General features: G+C 40.6%; 13 protein-coding genes. All 13 read right to left on the bottom strand.

Annotation, left to right across the window (positions count from 1 at the left end):
- Positions 1–645 precede the first annotated feature (645 nt).
- Positions 646–1,989, bottom strand: coding sequence for an oligosaccharide flippase family protein (locus AB0756_RS38575; RefSeq protein WP_038079533.1), 1,344 nt, complete (start codon positions 1,987–1,989; stop codon positions 646–648).
- 39 nt (positions 1,990–2,028) lie between these two features.
- The gene (locus AB0756_RS38570; protein WP_202048611.1) at positions 2,029–3,072 is read right to left on the bottom strand and encodes an acyltransferase family protein; all 1,044 of its coding nucleotides are present in this window, start codon (positions 3,070–3,072) and stop codon (positions 2,029–2,031) included.
- Positions 3,073–3,534: 462 nt separating this feature from the next.
- Positions 3,535–4,824: a glycosyltransferase gene (locus AB0756_RS38565; RefSeq protein WP_038079535.1), complete on the bottom strand. Its 1,290-nt coding sequence runs from the start codon at positions 4,822–4,824 to the stop codon at positions 3,535–3,537.
- 3 nt (positions 4,825–4,827) lie between these two features.
- Positions 4,828–5,865: an NAD-dependent epimerase/dehydratase family protein gene (locus tag AB0756_RS38560; protein ID WP_038079539.1), complete on the bottom strand. Its 1,038-nt coding sequence runs from the start codon at positions 5,863–5,865 to the stop codon at positions 4,828–4,830.
- The gene (locus tag AB0756_RS38555) at positions 5,862–6,914 is read right to left on the bottom strand and encodes a Gfo/Idh/MocA family protein (protein WP_038079540.1); all 1,053 of its coding nucleotides are present in this window, start codon (positions 6,912–6,914) and stop codon (positions 5,862–5,864) included. The genes AB0756_RS38560 and AB0756_RS38555 overlap by 4 nt, the downstream gene beginning before the upstream one ends.
- Before the next feature lie 100 nt (positions 6,915–7,014).
- The gene (locus tag AB0756_RS38550; RefSeq protein ID WP_038079730.1) at positions 7,015–8,013 is read right to left on the bottom strand and encodes a glycosyltransferase; all 999 of its coding nucleotides are present in this window, start codon (positions 8,011–8,013) and stop codon (positions 7,015–7,017) included.
- Between the two features lie 155 nt (positions 8,014–8,168).
- On the bottom strand, positions 8,169–9,122 hold the full coding sequence (locus tag AB0756_RS38545; RefSeq protein ID WP_167844676.1) for a glycosyltransferase: 954 nt from the start codon (positions 9,120–9,122) through the stop codon (positions 8,169–8,171).
- A 53-nt stretch (positions 9,123–9,175) separates the two neighbouring features.
- Positions 9,176–10,381 carry an O-antigen ligase family protein gene (locus AB0756_RS38540; protein ID WP_050045747.1) on the bottom strand — a complete coding sequence of 402 codons (1,206 nt, stop codon included), beginning with the start codon at positions 10,379–10,381 and terminating at the stop codon, positions 9,176–9,178.
- A 115-nt stretch (positions 10,382–10,496) separates the two neighbouring features.
- The gene (locus AB0756_RS38535) at positions 10,497–11,726 is read right to left on the bottom strand and encodes a glycosyltransferase family 4 protein (protein WP_167844675.1); all 1,230 of its coding nucleotides are present in this window, start codon (positions 11,724–11,726) and stop codon (positions 10,497–10,499) included.
- Between the two features lie 407 nt (positions 11,727–12,133).
- The gene (locus AB0756_RS38530) at positions 12,134–13,420 is read right to left on the bottom strand and encodes a glycosyltransferase family 4 protein (RefSeq protein WP_038079543.1); all 1,287 of its coding nucleotides are present in this window, start codon (positions 13,418–13,420) and stop codon (positions 12,134–12,136) included.
- A gap of 16 nt (positions 13,421–13,436) precedes the next feature.
- Positions 13,437–14,648: a glycosyltransferase family 2 protein gene (locus AB0756_RS38525; protein ID WP_038079545.1), complete on the bottom strand. Its 1,212-nt coding sequence runs from the start codon at positions 14,646–14,648 to the stop codon at positions 13,437–13,439.
- A gap of 123 nt (positions 14,649–14,771) precedes the next feature.
- Positions 14,772–15,335, bottom strand: coding sequence for a serine O-acetyltransferase (locus AB0756_RS38520; protein WP_038079547.1), 564 nt, complete (start codon positions 15,333–15,335; stop codon positions 14,772–14,774).
- Positions 15,320–17,542 (bottom strand): GumC family protein, encoded by a 2,223-nt coding sequence (locus tag AB0756_RS38515; protein WP_038079549.1) that lies wholly within the window; start codon positions 17,540–17,542, stop codon positions 15,320–15,322. The genes AB0756_RS38520 and AB0756_RS38515 overlap by 16 nt, the downstream gene beginning before the upstream one ends.
- Between the last annotated feature and the right edge of the window lie 321 nt (positions 17,543–17,863).

Below are 17,863 nucleotides of genomic sequence, written 5' to 3'. Positions count from 1 at the left end.
TGAGATGCATGAAATTTTTCAAGCTAAAAACTTGACAGCAAGGCTTTCAAGAACCAAAAAGTACTGACGAATATAAGATATATTTTCAAAGCTACCAACCTTAGTTACAAAGATTAAGGTATACCTGAGTTACTTGGGAAACGTAATGAAAGTAATAAAAGTAAGATCGAACCAACCTTACCTTGCTAACACTTAATTTTTATCCCTTTTAAACTACATAGATAGCAATCCTAAATCATTTGTAGAAAATTGGAGTGCTAATAGCTAATAGCTAATGGCTAATGGTAAGCCCAGAGAAAGCAGGATGTGAGTACAGTGCTGCAGGCGGGTTTCCCACGCTCTGGGGACTAGCGAACTCGTATAGCCCTGCGGGCATAGCTTCGCAACGCGAAGCGTCTCCGTAAGGAGATAGGGCTAATGGTCAAAAAGCCATTAGCTATTAGCAGTCTTCACTCTTATTTTTATATTTCATTTAGGACTGCTATATATGTAACAAGTGTATTCAATCCGGACAAAAATTGAAGATTATTCAAAGCACTTGCAGATGAAAAATTCTATAAATAAGCATACTTACTATAAATTTAGTTTGTGATTCTCATCGTTGATTATTTTTCATCTAAAAATTAGCTTTCGATCGCTGTTCGTTCAACTCCAAAGTGACTGAATCGGTAACCCGAAACCTAAATAATTGCGAATTGCTAAAAATAGAGCTAAGACACCAATAAAAAAGACTGTGGTTTGAATATCTTGGATAAAACAAGAAAGTTTTTCCCGCCAAAGCCCGTAAAGGTTAACTATATATAAAGGGAAATCGCTCAATGCAATAACGAGAATTGCCCCAAGCGTACCATATTGAGAATATAAGACTGGTAGGATGAACGTAATTGTTGCAAACCGAGCAAAGTTGCTTTGGGCTGAGTAAAGGGGTTTTCCAATTGCTAGTAGAGCAGGGCTAATGGTATAAAATAGCAGGGAAAACCAGATACCACAGCATAAAATTGGCATCATCCAGGTGGCTTCAGCGTACCTGTCATCATACAGTACTGCAATCACCAGATCGCCGACAGTCACAAGTGAAGCTAATACAACTGCAAAACCTAATAACATCAGCCGTCGTTGACGAAGTATTTTAGCTCGTAAAGTCTCCCTTGGTCCATCAAGTACGTTAGCGATCGCTGGAAAAATGACTTTATAACTGAGTTGTCTGATGATTTCACGGGGTATGGTTGCTAGAGTGTAAGCGACTGTATAAACACCTAACATTTGAAACGATAGTAGCTTACCCAAAACTAGGCGATCTGCTTGTTCAGCAGCAAACATCAACCCTGATGAAATAAACATCCATTTACCGAAAGACAAAATTTCTTTGACTGCTTCTGGTTCCCAGCCAAAATCAGTGGGAGATTCTGGTACTAACCAGTAGCTGCTAATCATTTTGTACAATCCTCCCAGCGCTACTCCAAAACCTAAAGTCCAGATGTTAGGGTAAAGCCAGACTAAGGTAATCAAAGTGGAAAGATAACAAAACTGCAAAACGAGCTCGTAAAGGTTGAGCTTACCCAATTCCATTCGTCGGTGAAGGCTGTGCAAACCAATAGCACTCAATCCATCAAAAACTGAGAAAATCACAGATAGAGGAATTAACCATAAAAGGCGTCGATCGTTGTAAAAGTTTGCAATGGGAAAAGTGAGAATCAAGCAAACAATCCAGATGATCAAACCGCGAATTGCTTGTAGTGTTTTTGCAGTCTTCAGGAAAGCTGGTTCATCTCCCCGTTGGCTGTTGACTATACTTTGAGCAATACCAATGTCTGAGAATAATTCAAGACCTACTCTTAAGGTATTCACTAATGCCATTAAACCAAAAAATTCCGGTACAAGGAGGCGAGTTAGAATTAAATTATTGCCGAATCGCAGGACTTGAATGCCTCCAAAACCAACAATTGTCCAAATTGCTCCAACGATAGCTCGCTTTTTTACAGATTTCATATTTACATTTTAAGGTAATAGTCGTTGTGAGAATAAAAGTTAAGCTTTTAGAGAACGGAGCTTAAACATATATTGAAATCCCAATTTTGAACAAATTTTACTGAAGGCGATAGGTCCGTAAATACCAACATATGTTCCTATTAGTAAATGAACGATAGGTTCTGAAATGTGAAACATTTTCTGAAGAAAAATACGAGCAGAAGATGCAGCGATAATATGGGCTACATAAATTTCTAAAGAAAAGATTCCCCACTGTTTTACAAAATTCATTGTATTGAAATTTTGTAAGAGAACAGATAAAGCTGTTGACGCAGCAATACCGATCGTAGCAATGATGAAAATTGCAATAGGATTTTCATCGAATTTGAACACAACTGCTAGCGCGATTGCTAAATATCCAACTACTATTGTTAAGAGTAAAGGAAGAACCTTAAGTTGGTTAATTTTTGTTAGTAAGTTACTGCTACCAAAGCAAAGCCCTAAAGCAAAGTAAATGGCATAGCGTCTGACTAAATACAAAATACCCCAAGGACCAATGCTAATATCCAAGCAATATAAAATGTATATAAAGACAGAAAAAGCTAAAAAAATAACAGGAGATATTCTTAACTTATGGAAAATTGCATAGGCTAGCAAAATGATAAATAAAGTATAGAGGAACCAAAATTGCTGATAGGGTTGATAGATAATCCTCCAAATATCTGTAAATGTAACTGGCTGATTTGTATAACGTGAGGTCAAGATTTGAAGAATATTTTGTAGAATTGACCATATAAAATAGGGGTAAACAATGACAGAAATTTTATCAAGGACAAAACTTTTGAAAGGTTTGGATAGCGATCGCACTACAAACAACCCAGAGATAAAGAAGAACAGAGGCATATGAAAAGCATAAATCCAGCGATCGACCCACATGATGAATGCGGACTCTTCCAAAATCGAACTTTTTACTAGACCCCGTAGAGTATGTCCAACCACAACTAAAAATATACCAATCCCCTTTGCATAATCAACCCAATGCAGCCTTTGCTGCTTTACTTTTGTAGATGTTGCTTGAATCATAGTAGATGTTGCCTGAATCATAAATGGGTTTCTTAAAGGAATTTCAAATAAAAATATCCAAAAATTTCTTGTGGTACTAAGAGCAGTATTATGCGGTAAATCCAGAGAAAGGAGCTTAATTTCCTTATCTCTATGGAGAACTCCAAAGCCTCTGTTGAGGCGACTGCGGAGCCTGAAACTTGCTACCGATATAGGACAGGGAAGGACGCCTATCCCACAAGATGGATAGGATAATTTATTTCTTAGAAATCCCTAAAGACCATCACTAAATAACTAAATCTTGGGCATATATAGAGAAGAGCATTTCGGTACTCATGAATTGTTATAAGTAGGTGGGCAGAAAAATTTACAAGTATCTAACGAAAAGTAAAATCTTTGTATTTAACTTGGAGTAGCGCTGTCTGTACCTGCTGTATGCAAGAGTAGCGAACGCACGCGTTGCAACGAAAAACCAGTAATGATTGTTTGCACCCACTGGCTTAGTTACACTTTGCTGATAGCAGCTTCTTTTTTGGTTGTTAAAATCGAAACCTCTTTTTCTGGTAGCTTCGGACGAATAAGCTCGATACGTCCTTGTAGTGCTGCATTCATGACACAATGCAGCCGTGTAACTTCATAGATAATGTTAAAGTCTTTTTCAACTTTTGCTCTACCCGCCGTGCCAAATGTAACTCGGAGTTGAGGAGCATGGAGTAATTTTTTGATACACTCTCCTAGGGAGATTGCATCCCCTGGTGGAACTAGATAGCCGTTAACACCATTTTCGACTAACTCACTGACTCCAGCAATTTGCGTTGCTACAACCGGTACACCCGCAGCCATGGCTTCCATCAGGACAACAGGTATACCCTCTGCAAAGCTAGACATCACAAACACATCTGTCTGTTGCAAATACTGGCGTACTTCTGCTTGGGACTTATAACCAACATATTCGACACGATCTGTCAATCCCAGTTCGTCAGTTATTTTTTCCAATTGAGCGCGATCTGGTCCATCTCCAACGACTGTTAGCACGATCTCCGGTTCAACATCTTTTAAAGCAGCAAGGCTTTCTAGAAGAACGGGCAACCCTTTGACCGCCGCCAATCGTCCCACAAAAAGCAGCCGTTTTCCCAATTGGTTGTGAGTCACAACATCAAATAAAGTTGGATCGATACCGCAATGAATGATATGCATTCGATTCCATTTGTCAATAGGTGCAAACACCATTCCTTGAGAGCGAGCGTAATGGCTGATACAGCATACAAACAGCGCTCGTTTGATTTTTTCGTCAAGTCGCCAGTGATAGGGTTCAAAAAAGATGTTTGGACCGTGAAGTGTAAAGCTGTAAGTAAACCCGCCCAACTCAGCCGCTATCATTGCTACAGTACCACTAGAACTTGCCAAGTGATTGTGCAGGTGTTCTATACGCTTGGTCTTAATTTGTTGAGCGAGAATGCCGGCTTCCAGAAAGTAGAACAGTTGATAGATTAACCCGCGCCATCCTGGTTGTTGTGTAGCCCATGCTAGTTTCAACGCCCGCAAATATCTACTTGGGGAACTTAAAAATAGACTGAGATGCGCCAGGAGTAAGGCAATGGGATTGGGGGGAAGGATGTAGAACGTGCGATCGCGTTCGCTCTTTTGTTCCGGTCCTACCATATGCTCATCCCCCGTGCGGCGAATGGAAAAGGTATGGACTTCTACACCAAGTTCTCTCAAACCAGCAACTTCACGTTGGATAAAGGTATCCGTTGCTCTAGGGTACTCACCAGTTAGATAGGCAATCCGCATGACCTAGCCCCCCACAGTTTGTAACGAAGGTGCGGGAGAAGGTACATCTAACAGTTCCATATCACTACAACTGCGCTCAATTGCTTCATCAAGAGAATATTTGGGTTGCCATTGCAAAACTTTTTTAGCACGAGTATTGGGATATTGGAACGGCTTAAACCGAGCATCCAGCACTCTGGGAATAAATATACCAGGGAATCTTGCTTGCCCTTTAAGGATCTGTTGGTTGTACGTCCAGAAAATCCATGCTAAGAAGCGCATGAGAGGCCAACTAATGGAAATTGTGCGCGGTAAAGAGTCTAAGTGTTGCGCCAGTTTCTTGGCATAAACATTTTGGGTAGGCAAATTGTCATCAATGATGTTGAGAGTTTCTCCAATTGCTTCATTGCGTTCTACAGCGCTGACAATTGCATCTGCACAATTTTCTACATATGCTAAGGGACATTTTGCATTACCACCAACTTTTAACCACAGGTTCCCAACCAAAGGAGCTCCGATACAAGTGTTCCAGAGGTTATCTCTTCCATAAATCATCCCAGGGCGAATGTATGTCACTTGTGCTTTATAGTTTTGCTCAAACTCACGTACAAGTTCTTCCTGGAGAAGCTTGACTTGAGCATACTCGTCGCGATCGAGGGGTTTGCTCTCAAGGGGAGTCTCTTCGGTAATTGCTCTACCAGATGAGTAGTCATACACCGAGAAGGTGCTAATGTCAACTAACCGGAAGACTTGGGCTTGAATCATTGCATCAAGCAAGTTTTCCGTAGCGATAACTGTACCAGCAAATCGCCCGTAAAAGTCACCATCTTTAACGACTGCCAAATGGAGGACTGCATCTACACCCCGCAGAGCCTCAACAATACCATCCTTTCGCCGCAGATCGAGACGGACAAGTTCTACTGATGGATGATCGTGCCAAGCCAAGCGATTGACAGAACTTGCAGGTCGTACAACTGCACGCACTTTATGTCCCCGTCGCAAGGCTTCCGCAACAACATACTTGCCCAGATAACCTGATGCTCCTGTTATCAAGAGTTTCATATTTGATTTGCCTCCAGAAGTAATAATTGCACTAAACGGTTTGTTCGTTCCATGTCTTCAAAAGTAATTGGTGGCGTTTCACCATCGGCTAATGCTGTATAAGTTTTATCTAAAAGACGGTGCAGACCTTCATAGGGAGTTTTTTGCATCACCTTGCGGCGGAAGTTAGTCATTGATGCTCCCATCAACTCCCATCCATTAACAAAATGGTTTATTAACGGCGAGAGGAGTTTACCACCACGAGGTACAACACAGCGAAGGTAAGGTTGAAATAAATCTGTTTCCGCGTAACCTTTTGAACCACGTACTGTGATAAAGAAACATTGGGGTAACGCGTGACAGGTGAATCGAATCCGAGCGTGTTTTGAGCCTCCAATCACGATCGCATCCAAGTCATCGTACTTAAATAAATCTCCACCACCGTGATTGCTCCAAGCCGCACTGACGCGGTCAAAATCCGGAATAAAGCGCACCACTAAGGAGCACAAGTGTGTAATAAAATCATGAACAACGCCTGCGGGAAGTTTGTGAATGGGATTGGGCAGATTTTCATCTGCAAACGGTCCACCACTGCGAACATCAACTGCTACGCGAACTTCAACTTCCTGCACTTCACCAATAGTACCATCATCAACTAATTGTTTAATGGCAAGGATTTGTTCGTTGAAGCAGTAGTTCTGATTTTCAATTAGCCAACGATTTTGAGACTGCGAGAATGCCCAAAGTTCTTTGAATTCATCATAGGTTGGTGTAATTGGTTTCTCACAAAAGACGTGTACGTTAGCTTCCAAACAATCCTTGGCAATCCGCTTGTGGGTGTTAGGAGGAGTCAAAATGTGAACAACATCAGGCTTCACCTCATCTAACATTTGGCGGTAGTCAGTGTAGATCGAGTCTGCACCGAACCGTCGTGCTGCATATCTAGCAGCAGCATTTGAAAGGTCACACACACCAGCCAGATGAGCGCGATCGCACTCAGACAGAAACTTTAAATGCTCTTTAGAAATTGCCCCCGTACCAATTACGGCTGATTTGAGTTTTGTTGCCATTTAGAGTTAGTTGTTATTAGTTGTTATTAGTAGTTAGGGTTAGTAGTTAGTCACAACCACTACCATCAGCCATTAGCCATTAGCCATTAGCCATTAGCCATTAGCCATTAGCCATTTTGTATTCCACAATAGTGCTCTGCTGCTTGGATAAGCGAGACAGGTGAAACTTAATTTGACCTTGTAGTTGTGGGAATTTATCTAACACGCAAAACAGAGCGTAAACAATTGCATCTGATGCTGAAAAGCCCCGTTTTCGGGTAAAGCGGTACACGCGGTAAACTAAAAAAGCATAAGCTATTAAAAGTAACATCACACTCAGCCCCATGGTTGGCAATACACCAGCGATCGCCAATAAAGGCAAAAACAAACCCCAGAACCAAATTCTACGACTTTCCCTCACCCAGTGCCGTTCTGGACTGCGACCGTGGAGCCAAGCGCCTTCTGCATAAGCATGACCGTTACGAATTGAACGCTTCCACCATTGTCCAAAACGTAGAATTTGGGCATCATGTAGAGTCATTTCTGCATCAATACGCAAAATTTTACCACCTATTTGACGCAGCCGCACGCACAATTCTGGTTCTTCTCCTGCTATGAGTACTGGATTGTAACCTCCTACCATTTTGAATGCACTGACTCGCATCATGGCGTCACCCCCACAAGCTTTAGCTTCACCTACGGGAGTATTCCATTCAATATCACAAAGGAGATTGTAAATTGATTGGTGAGGAAATTCTTCTCGACGACGACCGCACACTACCACAACGTCTGGTTGAGAGACTAAAATCTGTTCGGCGCTTTCCAACCATCCCTCAACAATCCGACAATCTCCATCTACAAATTGAACAAATTCTACCTCTGGTTTCACCTGCAATAAGTGTTCAAAACCTGCGTTTCTCGCACGAGCTGCTGTAAAGGGAACAGATAGATCCAGTTCCACTACACGAACATCAAGGGACTGTGCTAGTGCCACGCTACCATCTGTTGACCCAGAATCAACGTAAACGACAGTTCGGTTTTCGCCCATCGCTGATTTTAAACAATGATGGAGACGTTCTCCTTCGTTGCGCCCGATAACAACAACTCCAATAGATTGCAAAGTCATACCTCCTAAAACGATACTGTCTTTTATCGATTCAAATTGACCTTAGTTGCTTTTGGGCTCGTAGTTGTGCTGTCTTCGCACAGATGGCAACAACTTTTTTTAATTGAAAGACACCTTTTTTAGGATGGCTGGAGGAAACTCAATCAAATTTAAACACTACTTTTACGACCTAATAAAAATTTAAAATTTATTAAGATACTTTTCAAGTAGTTATAAAAGATTCTAGAACCTCCCACAATTCCAAATTCCAAAGAAAAGTAATCTTTGATGTATTCTTTAAATTCAGGTATTTGTAAAACCTTAGTTAGATTTGTTTTCCCAATAAGTCTTCCAACTGCGTGAGCATAAAGTCTATTAGTGTAAGATTTAGTTTCAGGAAAACACTTTCTTAGGTAATAACATGTTTTGATATTCGTTGCTGCGTTGATGTATTCGTAATCCTTTCTAAATTCAAATAAATTCGCTCCATGAATACGATGAACGGCTACTTTATCAGGAGATAACAGACCGGGTGACTTAGAAATTGTTGCTAATCGTAAAAAATTATCTGCAGAAATTAAAATTTGTTCTGGCATTGGTAATATTTGCTCTAGTACGTTTCGTTTGAAACATAACCCGCTAGTCGCTGGAAGATAGGGTAGGTTACCTCCCTCAAGCATCTTTTTACGGAAATCAACCAATGAAAACTTGTGAATGCTTCGATCGGCTCGAAATTCTAAAGAATGTCCGTTTGCATTCACATCATCTAGTTCGTGAAAAATCCAACCTAATTCAGGATTTTTTTGGAAAAGTTCAACTATTTGACTGACTTTATTTAGATGAAAGTAGTCATCAGCATCAAGAAAACAGATGATATCTCCTTTACTAGCTTTAAAACCTGCATTAAAAGCGGACGCTTGCCCTCCATTCTGCTTCAAGACAGAAACAATCTGATTTTCATAACTCTTGATAACGTCCTTAGAGTTATCTGTAGAACCATCATCAACTACAACAACTTCTATAAGAGAATATCCTTGATTTAAAGCACTGTCAATTGATTTGCGTAAAAATTGTGCATAGTTATAGTTATTAATGAGAATGCTAACCAACGGTTGTTCGTTCATGTTATTTCCTGTTTTCTCTTCGGTAATGTTGATTTTTTATAAAAATGATTTTTTTAATCTCTTTTCAGTCTTTTTTGATGTCCGGTAAAAGCAATTGCTATGTAAAGAACCCAATATAAATTAGCTAAACGCATTAAAAAACTCTCTGTCATGTTATTCATTGCCAAGAAGCTCAGGAAAGCTAATGGCCAAAGTTCTTCTGTATCTTTAGTGGCGTAAGCTCGTTTCAAAGCCCGAGCAAAGGCGATAACAAAACTTACTAGAAAAAGGGATAACCCAACTAAGCCAATATCAAGTGCTACATCAAGAAATCCATTGTGCGCGTGGGGTGGAATCCATCCTGATATCGCTTTACCTGCTTCGACCGCAAACTTACTTTTAGGAGCCCAATAGGCATCACGCCCATATCCAAAAAACGGTCTTTCCATTAACCGGGATATTGCAGTAGCCCATAGAGGTGTACGTCCGGTTAGGGTAGGATCTTTGCCCAAGCCAGAAATGAGTTCTACCCAATAACTAAAAATGACTAGAGAAAGACATCCTAGAACAAGAACTCCAATGTCTACAAAAATTACACTAATTTTTCCCTGCCAACGAAAATTTTTATAAAATAACATAACTAATATAAGTAAGAAAGAAAGAACCAAGGAAGTTTTTGATGTTGACAGTAACATCAAAACTATGGATAAACTAAAACCAAACCATTTATATAAAATTGAAGAATCTTTTGGCAGTGAAAAAAAGGCTAGTGAGCTTAAAACCATCATGCTACCCAGTGTATTTTTATATCCATACACTCCTCTCCATGCTCCTGGGTGGTCGAAACCATGTATTGCAATGGAAGGAAATACAATAGCAAAAAATATACTGAAGAAAGCTCCTAATAATAAAGTAAAAGCAATAAGTTGCACCTGCTCTCTTAAGGTAAATCTTGTAGCTAAGTACAAACCAAAAGAGGTCATCATAAAGATTTCTTTTGCATTAGATAATGTAAAATCTGGAAACTCTGACCATGCAAATGATAATAAAGATAAAACTGTCAATAGACAAAGTAATACATCTCGGCTAGCTGCGATCAAAGATTTTTTCCAATAGATAAAAATAAGAAGAGTTGAGGCTACCCAAACTATATATCTAATAGATGTGGCAACAGCGCTTGGAAGAACATCACCCATAGCGCCGATACCTAATACACCTGAGAAAAAAGTTAATCCTAATATGGCAAAGAAAATCTCGGCATTTTCTAAAAATTTTTTCACTGGTTTAAATTTGTTTAATTGGAATAGCAAAAAAATTATTTTTAGCGATCGGTCAACAGTCGCGATGGAAATATTTAGTTTCCTATTGAATTAGACTGTTGACTTTTCGTATTATCTATGATTCAACTAACAAGCGTTTTTGCTGACGCCAACCATAAAAATTGTAGCAAGTTTCTTCTATATGTTTCAGCCGTCTTTGATATGTTTTCTCAAACGTATGTTCTTGAGCAAACTCTAAAGCTTGAAAAGACTGTTCTCTAATCAATTGTCTGTTTTTGTCTAAGATAGCAATTTTTCGAGCTAATGCTTTTGGTCTATCCATCTCAATTAACCATCCCGTTTTAGAATGTTGTACAACTCCTGCAAAAGCTTCATTGTCATATCCAATAATTGGTACACCACATGACATTGTTTCTAGATAAGTACATGAAGGATCGCTTTGTCTGTGACAGCAAACGAACAAATCTACATTTTTTTTGACAAAAGGAAGCAGTTGTGTATTGAAGCTCACCATCCCCATCATTTTCACAGAATCACTCAGAGCGCTTGCTGCAATTTCAGACAGCATCTTCTCTTTCAGGTCGCCATTACCAAAAATAAACATTTGAAACCGAACCCCTAATTGCTTGAGTTCTTGAGCAATATCTATAAGATGGTCAGCACCTTTCATTTTAATGAGACGACCGGAAAAACAAAGCCGTAGAGGTCGATTGGGTTCACACAAGTCATTAGTTCTTTCTTCAAGCTCTTGACGCTTTGCTAATAAGCGGTCAGGAACTCGATTATCAAAATACAGAAAGGCATTAGAATTGATTTTACGGTATTCGTTATAAGTAGGAGTGCCATTACATTGAATACCCTCAGCCAACTTTATGCCATTGACCTGTTTTCTTTCTTGATTTTGCTCCCATAAAATTCTTCGCCAACGGAGAATTGGATTTTTTGTGCTTATATTTACAATTTGTTTTCTAGCTTTGAAGCTGTATTCAGAGATATAAATACAGGGAACACCAGCCGATTTGCAATACTGACTGATTTTGTTATGCTTAGCTCCTACAGCGCTATATACAATCGATGTCTTTTTTAGAAGAACAGCAGGTTTGAGGTTTTTATAAGAGACGATTTGTAACTCGTAAGGTAACTCATCTGGGTTAACAGTGACAGTTTCTAGCAACTCTTTTTTTGTTGGATCTTGCTCTATTAGAAGTCTCATTTTACCAGGCCATAGACTAGAAAATTTATTCATCTCATCGAAAAACTTTCTAACCACGAGCACTTGTGAATTTTCCTGACTTTGAACTTGGTAGTTAAGTAATACGGTCAAACCTAGGTCTTGAGAGTTCATGAGTTGCTCCTGCTTTTTTATCTTCAAAGGAACGATCGGCAGACAGACAAATTCAAAGCACAAATCAAGCTATTTATAGAATTTTACTAGCGACCTGCAATCAGTCACCAGTCACCGGTCAATCGATATCGCTTGCTGTTATCTCTACGAACTCAGACATTTTGAAGTTTAATTACAAACCAAAGACAGACAGGAATCTTCCAAAGAGCACATCAGAAAATCGCTTATAAAGTTAGCGAGCGGCAATGGCCCTGTAGAGAATTAGTACAGTAATATCAAAAACTTGGTTGCTGCAAATGAGCAGAAGAGCTATCGAGCTTTATGACTCAAACAACCGAGTTTTCCCCCATGTTCATTGCTAGACTCGCTCTCTAGCAACCTCTACCTAAGTCAGCATCATGTTAAATTCAACCCACCTGGATTAATGACTTGAGTTTTCTTTGATTGAATTTTGATATTTTACAAGTTTGGTGATAAATATCAAGAATGCAGTCAATTTTACGTTCCCAATCAAAATACTCGCGAACACGCTGTTGCCCAGCACGACCCATTTGCAAGCGCAACTCAGGTGACCGTGCAAGCTTTAACATAGCGTTGGTGAGCCCAGTAATAAACTCTTCCTTTGAAGAAGGCTCAACTAAAATACCACAAGTGGCATCCAAGTAATCCATAGGACCACCCCATTTTGTTGCAATTACGGGTAATCCGATCGCCATTGCCTCCAGAACTACTGCTCCACCACACTCTATCAAACTTGGCATAACGAGTGCATCTCCGGCTCTTAGCTTGCTAGCGCAATCCTTTTGAGACAGCCAACCAGTGAATGTAACTTGATTTGCCAAGCCTAAACTATGAGTCAGAGCTTCTAGTTTCTGGCGGTGATTGCCATCTCCAACGATCTCTAAACTAGCATTGATTTGGGCAACCACTTTTTGAAAGGCTAAAAGCAGTAAGTCTATAGCTTTACAGTCTACTAGCCGCCCAACAAAAAGAAAATTAATCCCTGCTGGATTGAGTGTCTTCAATTCCAGTGGTGCCGGTTCCCACACGGACAAGTCCACACCGTTCTCTGTTAGCTCAATAATGTTACCAACGACTCCAGTGGGGAGTGCTTTTCTTGTCCGTTCGTTACTGACTAACAGCATTTGCGCTCTAATTTTACCAGGTAAAAGATAATTGCAAAAATCTGCAAATTGGCGTCCTAGTGAAACGAGTGGTTTAATCAAAAAGTTCTCCCGAGAGCGGAAAGCCGGAGGGTATTCCATTCCACCATTCATTGGACCAATAACAACTGGTGCGCCAACGTTAAATATCAGCGAGGGGTTTTTAGGTGCAACGGGAATTGGTTGATGCACGACATCTATATTGTTTTGGTAAACAATTTGGCGGACAAGTTTACGCTGAAGACTTTGGGTATACAGAGAACTCAGCAAGCCGGTCGTCATTTCTGCAACTCTTCTAGGTAGCAACAACGTGCAGCGCCATAGGATTTTGTGTATCCAAGTATCAGATATAAAGTGAATGCGATCGCGTTCTTCTGGAAAAAGGGCTTCTAGTTCAGCTTGCGTGCGAGAATGAACAATCAACCATGCCTCTATTTTCCGTGCTCGCAGCAATCTAAAATAATTCAGTGGCAAAAACGCTTCTCCACCATATTTACTAGAAGCATGTTCGGCAACAATGGCAACCCGCATTTCAAGCTTCTCCTATTTAAGTTACATCTCGTTCTGTACGAATCCAGGTATCTTGAGGTTTGACTAAAAACTTGAAATAAACTGGAATCTTCCAAAGTACATATAAAGGAATCGTTAACAATTGGCCTAAAGGCACATCTTGACTGGCAAATTTCGCCCAAGCTACAAGAATTCCACTGAAAAAAGACAATCCAGCAGTGGCTGCGATCGCAAATGGAATCCAAGATGCACCCAATACCGCACCTAGTAAAGAACCCGTCATCACTGCTAACAAGACGATTGCAAGCAAAGACAGAGGAGGAATACACAAATCGAGAGCGCTCATGACTAAGTCGAACCGACCTTGTTTCACAGCCTCTTTTAGAAGAAGGGGAAGATAAGCCTGTATCATCTGTAGATGACCGTGCTCCCAACGAGTGCGTTGAGTTTTAGCTGCTTGCACCTGAGATGGCCAATACCCTGTTACCATTGCTTCCGAGCAAAAAATGGGTTTGTGTCCGGCTATGGTTAAATCCAACCCTAATTTCATATCTTCAACAATATGACCGCTAGCTAAATTGACCGAGCGAATCACAGACCAAGGAAAAGCCATACCCGTACCATTGAGCAAACAAGGTATTCCTAAGAATGCTCCTCCACGAGCACGAACTAAATTTCTCACTACATTAGAAAATTGTGAAACCAAATCTCTTGAAGATGTAGAGTTTCGATCTCTTTTCATCAAGTAAATACCCTGAACGGGTCGTCCTGTAGCGATCGCATACTGACTCAGTTTCTCTACTGCACCCAGATGAGCTATACAGTCAGCATCCATCAACACGACAACATCAGGAGGTTCTGACTCTATAAACCGCAAACCGCGATCCAGGGCATATCCTTTTCCCCTGAGAGAAGAGTCATGACGTTCAATAACTGTAGCACCTGCAGCACGAGCAATTTCGGCCGTTGCATCAGTACAGTTATCAGCAATGACAATCAAGCGGTCTTGCTTTTTCAACACCGGAGTGAGTTTTTCCAATGTTTTTCCGATCGTCAGTTCTTCGTTATGAGCAGGTACTAGGACAGCTACTTTGGTATTGTGCCAACTCTCTTTAAAGTTAAAAGAGGCTGTTGGGAATAGAGCAGCAGTACATTCGAGAAGAAAAAACAGGCAAACGAGCGCAACGCTTGATGCACCGAGCAACAAAACTGCATCAGTACAAAAAGCCAGAATTTGGCTAACTGACATAAAGTTGTAACCTCAGTGTGACCTTGGACTTGAAATTTCGGATTTTACGGCAAGGACGGGCTATAACCACCAACATTTATCGGTGGGTCATACCCACCCAACCTACTTGCTTATCACTAACAACTAACCTCTAACAAGAATTTTTGCAGGTATCCCTACAGCTGTTGCTCCAGGTGGAACATCGCACAGAACTACAGCGTTAGCACCAATATTTGCGTTATCTCCAATAGAGACATCGCCAAAGATTTTGGCCCCAGCACCAACATTCACGCGTTTACCTAGCTTGGGTGCTTCAAACGGACGATCTAGATAACGAAGCCCCAAAGTCACTCCTTGGCGAATAATACTGTCGTCACCAATAGCGCAGTATCCGTGAATAACTATATCTCCCTGATGTTCAACAATGACGCGACGACCAAGTTCAACAGTGTAAGGCAACTCAATCCCGTACTGATTCCGAACTTTACGATACAGCATTCCATAAAGAATGCTGAAAGGTGCTCGTAAAAGTTTGGGTTTAATTGTCATTCTCCAGACACCAAAACGGTGAACTGCTACTGCTCGAAATCCCGGCTTGGTCCAATCTTTTCCATGAGCAATCCAGTCTTCTTTTATTTGTTGCCAAAGACCAAGATCTGAAGCTTCAGATATCTCGATCTTTGGTACAGAGTTTATTTGTACACCCATCGTTCACTCTCCACTTCAGCTTCTGTTACACTTTGTCCGGTGCGAGGATCGGCATAATAGAAGTAACTGTTAGGCTCGTGCTTCACTTTAACAGCGTTAGCAACAATTCCTAAAATGTTAGCTTCAGAACGTTCTAGAAGAGATTTTGCTGCTGTAGCACTTCTAGAATCAACAACACCAGGTCGAACCACCAACAAAACTCCGTCTGCCATTTTTCCTAAAATGGCAGCATCTGCAGTCCCTACTAAAGGAGGGGTATCAATTACGATGTAGTCATAAGTTTCAGAAAACATTTGAATCAGAGAGGTCATGCGTTCTGAATCAATTAAAGCTAGAGGATTGGGAGGTTGAACCCCTGCAGTCAGGACAGATAAGTGACTTGTCACTTCTTGTACAGCCTGAGAAAATTCATCCTGAGCAACAATAACGTTACTTAAACCGACTGAGTTAATCAAACCCCAGATGTGATGTTGGGATGGTAGGCGCATATCTGCATCAATCAGTAAAACTTTTCTTTCTGACTGAGCGAGTACCGCTGCTAAATTGGCAGAAACTTCTGATTTGCCCTCTCCCGGAACAGAACTGGTAACTACAATGGTGCGAAGTCGCTTGTGACTGATAAACTTTAAGTTTGCTTGAAGCATTTGGTATGCTTCATGAACGACGGTTCGAGGAGAAGTCGCTACAATCACTCGAGGAGAAGTCGCTTCGCCCATCAAGCGATCGCTTGATGATTTGGTGCTAGATTCGCTTGATGATTTGGTGCTAGATTCAAAGGTTGGTATTAAGCCAAGTACAGTGTATTTGAAAAATTCTTCAGCTTCCTTAGCTGTTTTTAGCGATCTGTCTACTAGGTCTACAAAAAACGCAGCAGCAACACCAAGTAGTAGCCCGCCCAATATACCCCCCACGGGTAAAAGTAATGTCAATTTAGACAGCGCTGGTTTTTGGGGCAGTTGAGCTGGTTGAATGATTCTAGCATTTCCAACAGTTTGCTTCTCTGCAACTTGGATTTCCTGCAATCTTAATGTCAGGTTTTCGTAATTCTTCTGAGCCAGATCTAATCTGCGCTCTAGATCTCCGTGTTTTTTCTCCAAATTCGGCATAACTGTCAGCCTTTGTTTGTATCCATTTCTGATATCAGACAAAGACTTTATTTTCTCTTCCAAACCTTGCCGTTTTTTCTCCAAGTTGGCATACTCAACGGTCATATCCTGCTTGATCTTACCTAACTGCAATTTATCGGTGGAAATCTCGCGTTGGGAGCCAGCAGTCTCACCGACTCGCTGTTTCAGTAGAGCCTTCAGGGTAACTTCTTCATTTTCTAAGTTAACAACAGATGGATGTTTCTCAGTGTAGCGTGCTCTTTCATTTGCCAGCTTTGTTTGGACTTTTTGCAATTCAGTTAAAACATCTTGTACGCCCGGTATCTGGTTCAAGGATGTTATTTCCACTGCATCCTGTCCGGCTAATTTGAGTTGGTTTAAAACTTTTGCTTGTTCGGCGCTCACTTCAGCAAGTTCTGCCTGAGCTTGATTAATTGTGTCATCGAGCTGGGCAACATTGCTAATAGCAGAAGTTGCCTCCTGTTTTAGCTCGACGATCTTATTGCTAGTTTTAAACTGGCGCAGCGCTTCTGATGCTCGTTCTAAATCTGCCCGAGCATAAGGCAATTGCTTTTTAATAAATTCTCCAGCAGCAAGGACTTGCTCTTGGTTCGATTGAATATTATTGTTAACATAAGCTTGCATCACTAGGTTAACAACATTTGCTGCTAGATTGGGAGCTTTTGCAGTGTAGGAAACCTTCAAAACATCTGTCCCTACAACTGGATCTACCTTAATTTCAAGGTCTTCTGGCTGTAGCGGAGTCCCGTCATTATTTTTTAATGCTAATTTGTCAATAACTTGTTGTAAAATTGGAGCAGAGGTTACAACTACAGCTTGGGTATCTGATGGGTTACCCTCACGCATCAGTGATTCAAGATGTCCTATTTTCTCCCCTGCTTTGGTCAGCGAAGAAGTTCTATCTGATTGGATAAGAAGTATTCCAGTGGCTTGGTACTTTGGTTTTTGCAAGTATATACCCAGTCCCGATAGTACCATTGAAACAAGCATAACTCCTGCAACAATATGCCAGCGACGCTGTATAACTAGCAAATACTTTTGAATATCTATTTCTTCTTGATGGCCTTTTGTTTCTTCCATAAAACTTCCCCACCTATCAAATTCAATGCAAAATTTCAGATGACATTGAAATTATTATGCAAACACTTTGACCTTATAGCATGAACTCTCTTTCAATTCATCAAATATAATTCTTTAATATGCGTCAAAAGGCATGATTTCAACTTTGATTTTCACATCTTTGACCGAATATCAACCAACTCTTCGGGCTATATAGAGGACAGAGAGTAAAATTTTGCACTTTAAATAAAGCTTTTTTGCCTTCTGGCAATTTTTGTCTCACTTTATTGTGTAGGAACTTGTGCTACTGCATTGGAAACACGCAACTCCATCTCCTTGGGA

The organism is Tolypothrix campylonemoides VB511288_2, assembly GCF_045999855.1.
In the GTDB taxonomy this organism is placed as follows: Bacteria; Cyanobacteriota; Cyanobacteriia; order Cyanobacteriales; family Nostocaceae; genus Scytonema; species Scytonema bouteillei_A.
This window is presented reverse-complemented; position numbering and strand designations above follow the sequence as displayed.

What these genes read in the sequence shown, in the direction of transcription:
- AB0756_RS38575 (WP_038079533.1), bottom strand. Translation starts at nt 1,989, where the DNA reads ATGAAATCTGTAAAAAAGCGAGCTATCGTTGGAGCAATTTGGACAATT.
- AB0756_RS38535 (WP_167844675.1), bottom strand. Translation starts at nt 11,726, where the DNA reads ATGAACTCTCAAGACCTAGGTTTGACCGTATTACTTAACTACCAAGTT.
- AB0756_RS38570 (WP_202048611.1), bottom strand. Translation starts at nt 3,072, where the DNA reads ATGATTCAGGCAACATCTACTATGATTCAAGCAACATCTACAAAAGTA.
- AB0756_RS38560 (WP_038079539.1), bottom strand. Translation starts at nt 5,865, where the DNA reads ATGAAACTCTTGATAACAGGAGCATCAGGTTATCTGGGCAAGTATGTT.
- AB0756_RS38565 (WP_038079535.1), bottom strand. Translation starts at nt 4,824, where the DNA reads ATGCGGATTGCCTATCTAACTGGTGAGTACCCTAGAGCAACGGATACC.
- AB0756_RS38520 (WP_038079547.1), bottom strand. Translation starts at nt 15,335, where the DNA reads ATGGGTGTACAAATAAACTCTGTACCAAAGATCGAGATATCTGAAGCT.
- AB0756_RS38515 (WP_038079549.1), bottom strand. Translation starts at nt 17,542, where the DNA reads ATGGAAGAAACAAAAGGCCATCAAGAAGAAATAGATATTCAAAAGTAT.
- AB0756_RS38545 (WP_167844676.1), bottom strand. Translation starts at nt 9,122, where the DNA reads ATGAACGAACAACCGTTGGTTAGCATTCTCATTAATAACTATAACTAT.
- AB0756_RS38525 (WP_038079545.1), bottom strand. Translation starts at nt 14,648, where the DNA reads ATGTCAGTTAGCCAAATTCTGGCTTTTTGTACTGATGCAGTTTTGTTG.
- AB0756_RS38530 (WP_038079543.1), bottom strand. Translation starts at nt 13,420, where the DNA reads ATGCGGGTTGCCATTGTTGCCGAACATGCTTCTAGTAAATATGGTGGA.
- AB0756_RS38555 (WP_038079540.1), bottom strand. Translation starts at nt 6,914, where the DNA reads ATGGCAACAAAACTCAAATCAGCCGTAATTGGTACGGGGGCAATTTCT.